The 3,095-nt window shown below is 47.4% G+C and carries 2 protein-coding genes and 2 pseudogenes; 1 reads left to right on the top strand and 3 read right to left on the bottom strand.

Annotation, left to right across the window (positions count from 1 at the left end):
• Both AB5H98_RS13155 and hypB read right to left on the bottom strand, forming a co-directional pair.
• Positions 1–961, bottom strand: a pseudogene (locus tag AB5H98_RS13155) (pyridine nucleotide-disulfide oxidoreductase); the annotation flags it as partial.
• Positions 962–992: 31 nt separating this feature from the next.
• The gene (gene hypB, locus AB5H98_RS13150) at positions 993–1,661 is read right to left on the bottom strand and encodes a hydrogenase nickel incorporation protein HypB (RefSeq protein ID WP_367926337.1); all 669 of its coding nucleotides are present in this window, start codon (positions 1,659–1,661) and stop codon (positions 993–995) included.
• A 194-nt stretch (positions 1,662–1,855) separates the two neighbouring features.
• Here hypB and AB5H98_RS13145 point away from each other — a divergent pair, with 194 nt between their 5' ends.
• Complete coding sequence (locus AB5H98_RS13145) at positions 1,856–2,566, top strand: FadR/GntR family transcriptional regulator (protein WP_367926336.1); 711 nt, start codon at positions 1,856–1,858, stop codon at positions 2,564–2,566.
• Between the two features lie 163 nt (positions 2,567–2,729).
• Here the strand turns inward: AB5H98_RS13145 and AB5H98_RS13140 are convergent.
• A pseudogene (locus tag AB5H98_RS13140) lies at positions 2,730–3,095 on the bottom strand (imidazole glycerol phosphate synthase subunit HisH); the annotation flags it as partial.

Below are 3,095 nucleotides of genomic sequence, written 5' to 3'. Positions count from 1 at the left end.
AAGCCACACAATTCTCTGTCTGAACCTTAGCTACATAGGCCGAACGACTCATGTTTGGCGTATTAAAAAGCTGACTGGTACGCAAAGCATTACAGATGTTCACGTTGCAGTTGCAAATGGCAAAGATTTTATTCTCTCCGTCGATGTTGGTGATTTGATGCACAAATCCATTGTCCTCAGCACGTTTGAGAATACGCAACACTTCGTCGTAATCCACATAGTGTCCTTTTTTCGTCTCGACCAGATAGTCCGCCATATCGCCCACGCCAATGCACCAGTCCTCCGGGTCATCCCCGCATCCTTCGCCCATCTTTGCTCGGGACATACGGCAGGAACAGGGACTTGCCGCATATTTGCCCTCATACTTTTTCAACCAGTGGGAGATGTGCTCAATATCTACGGACTGGTTCTCGGTCTCGATTGCTTTTTCTACCGGAATCACGTGCATACCAATACCTGCACCGCCCGGAGGCACCATCGCTGTAATGTGCTCCAGCGGCAAAAAGGTCATGCGTTCAAAAAAGGCCGTTACTTCCGGATGCTCATCGATCTGATGCTTCTGCATATTGAAAAACTCGGCACTGCCCGGAACGAACATGGGCAGGACGTACTGTTTTTCGTGGCGCTCATTTTCCCAGTTATATTCCAACAGGCCCACATAGCTCATCTGATACAGCAGCGGCTCAAGTTCTTCGGCGCTCTTGCCCGTGGCCTTGACCAGTTGGGGCAAAGTCATGGGTTTGCGCACCTTCATTTTCAACGCCACATCTGCCATCTCATCGGTCACAAGACCAGCTAAGCCCCAGTACTCCGGGTCTTCCGCCGTCAGCGGACGAAGTTTCGCCGGGATTCGGTCTGTAATCATCTGCCCCAGTTTCAGAATTTTTTCACGGGGCTTCTCATCCTTCGGAATAGAAAACGGCAATTTGCTCTCATCCAGCGGAAAATGCGTCTGACTCATTCATATCCCTTCTTTCTGTGTTGCGGCGGCTTTAAGCGCGCCAGGCGTTGATTTGACCGCGCAGCCAATCGATCCATGGCTCCATCCCTTCGCCTGTTTTGGCGCAGATGGGAATTACAACGGCTTTCGGATTACGCATGTGAACATACTCACGGCATTTTTCTAAATCAAAGTCAAAGTACTCCATTACGTCCATCTTGTTTACCAAAACCACATCACACACGGAAAACATCAATGGATATTTTAAAGGTTTGTCATGTCCTTCCGGAACCGACAGAATCATAGCATTTTTTACCGCACCAGTATCAAATTCCGCCGGACAGACTAGATTTCCCACATTTTCCAATACGACAAACTCTACATCCTCTGTCTCCAATCCTTCCAAACCTTGGCGCGTCATCTCTGCGTCCAAATGGCACATACCACCCGTATGAAGTTGAATCGCCTTGGCACCGGTTTGTGCAATGGCGCGAGCATCTACGTCTGAATCAATGTCCGCTTCCATTACCCCAATATGAAATTCCTCTTTTAACATTTCAATGGTCCGTTTTAATGTAGTGGTCTTACCGGCCCCGGGTGAAGACATGAAATTCAACAAAAAGATTTTCTTTTCCTTCAACCATGCACGCAATTCTTCCGCCTGCCGGTCGTTGGCCGCAAACACACTCTGTTTCACTTGTAATACTTTTACCTGGTCCATAATTCCTCCCTGTGTGGCTCATCCAGATGTAAAACTCTCTTTGTTAATAAAGTAACATTCTCCTTTCAAGGCGTCAATAAACCTACCTATTTTTCGGGAAATGCTCCAAAAGTCCCGCTTTTCCTTAGACAAAATGTATGATAAAATAGCCCTGTGGTATGTGGTATAACCAATGTTACAAAAGAGGTGTTTTTATGGAATTTTCCAAGCTTTCTGCCCCCAGTTTAAAGGATTTGTTCATTCAGCAGCTTCAAGGGAAAATTTTGTCTGGTGAGCTTCCGGTAGGCACACCACTTCCCCCAGAGCGCGAATTGGCACGTCAAATGCAAGTAAGCCGTGCGGTAGTAAACGGCGGCCTTGCAGAATTGGCAGCTCAGGGCTTTTTGGAGGTACGTCCCCGCCAAGGAACCTATGTTGCCGATTACCGCAGAAAGGGAAATTTGAGCACGCTGATTGCGATTATGGAATACCGAGGCGGTGTACTCGGCAAAGAGGAAATTCGTTCTATTCTGGAAGTACGGCGTGCACTGGAGCATTTGGCGGTGGAAAATGCCATCCGTTATGCTTCCGATCAATCTCTTTCTAGGCTCGGTGAACTATTGGAAAATCTTGCGGGGGCCAAAGACGCCACCCAAGCGGCCGAGATTGCCTTTTCTTTTCAGCACGAGCTGGCACTGGCCGGCGGCAACAGCATTCTTCCTCTGATTTATTATTCATTTAAAGCTCCGGTAATTACTTTGTGGATTCGATTTTGCAGAATGTATGGTATTGAGGCGCTTTGCCGCAACACTGAAACGTTGTATACCTATCTGCGTGCCCGTGATCAGCAGGCCGCGGCACATTGGATCGACACGTATTTGGGAAAGGCCATCAGTGGAAGCCAACAAATTTACAGCGAAAAATAATAGCTCTTTTCCAAATGGAAAAGAGCTATTGAAAAAAGACTTAGGGCTTTGGCAATTGCTTTGTTGAAAGTTCAAGTATTCTAGCTTCACTGGCTATGTTTTAAAAATCTTCAAAATATGACTTGGGCAAAAAGGAATTGAGATAACTTCAGCCTCGCTTATATTATTCACAAAACTGCAAAAAGGCGCGCAAAATGGAAAGCCCCACTTCCCCACTTTTCTCCGGATGAAACTGGACCCCCATCACATTGCCGCGCTGAACCGACGCGCAAACTGGGTGACCACCGTAGAAAACACAGGCAACTTTGTCGCTTTCATTCTTCGGCATTGCATGATAGCTATGCACAAAATACGCCTGTCCTGATGGTGTCAGATCTTTCAGAATACTGGTCTGTGCCGCTGGCAAAAGATGCAGCATGCTCCAGCCTACCTGCGGACATTTGAGCGGTTGCCCATCCACACCATAGGCGGGGAGTTTTTCCACTGTACCCTGCAAAATTCCAAGTCCTTTAGAAATTCCGCCTTTGCT

This window comes from uncultured Ruthenibacterium sp. (assembly GCF_963558415.1).
Taxonomy (GTDB): Bacteria; Bacillota; Clostridia; order Oscillospirales; family Ruminococcaceae; genus Ruthenibacterium.
Note: the sequence above shows the minus strand (reverse complement) of the source record. Positions and strands in the feature narration are given on the sequence as shown.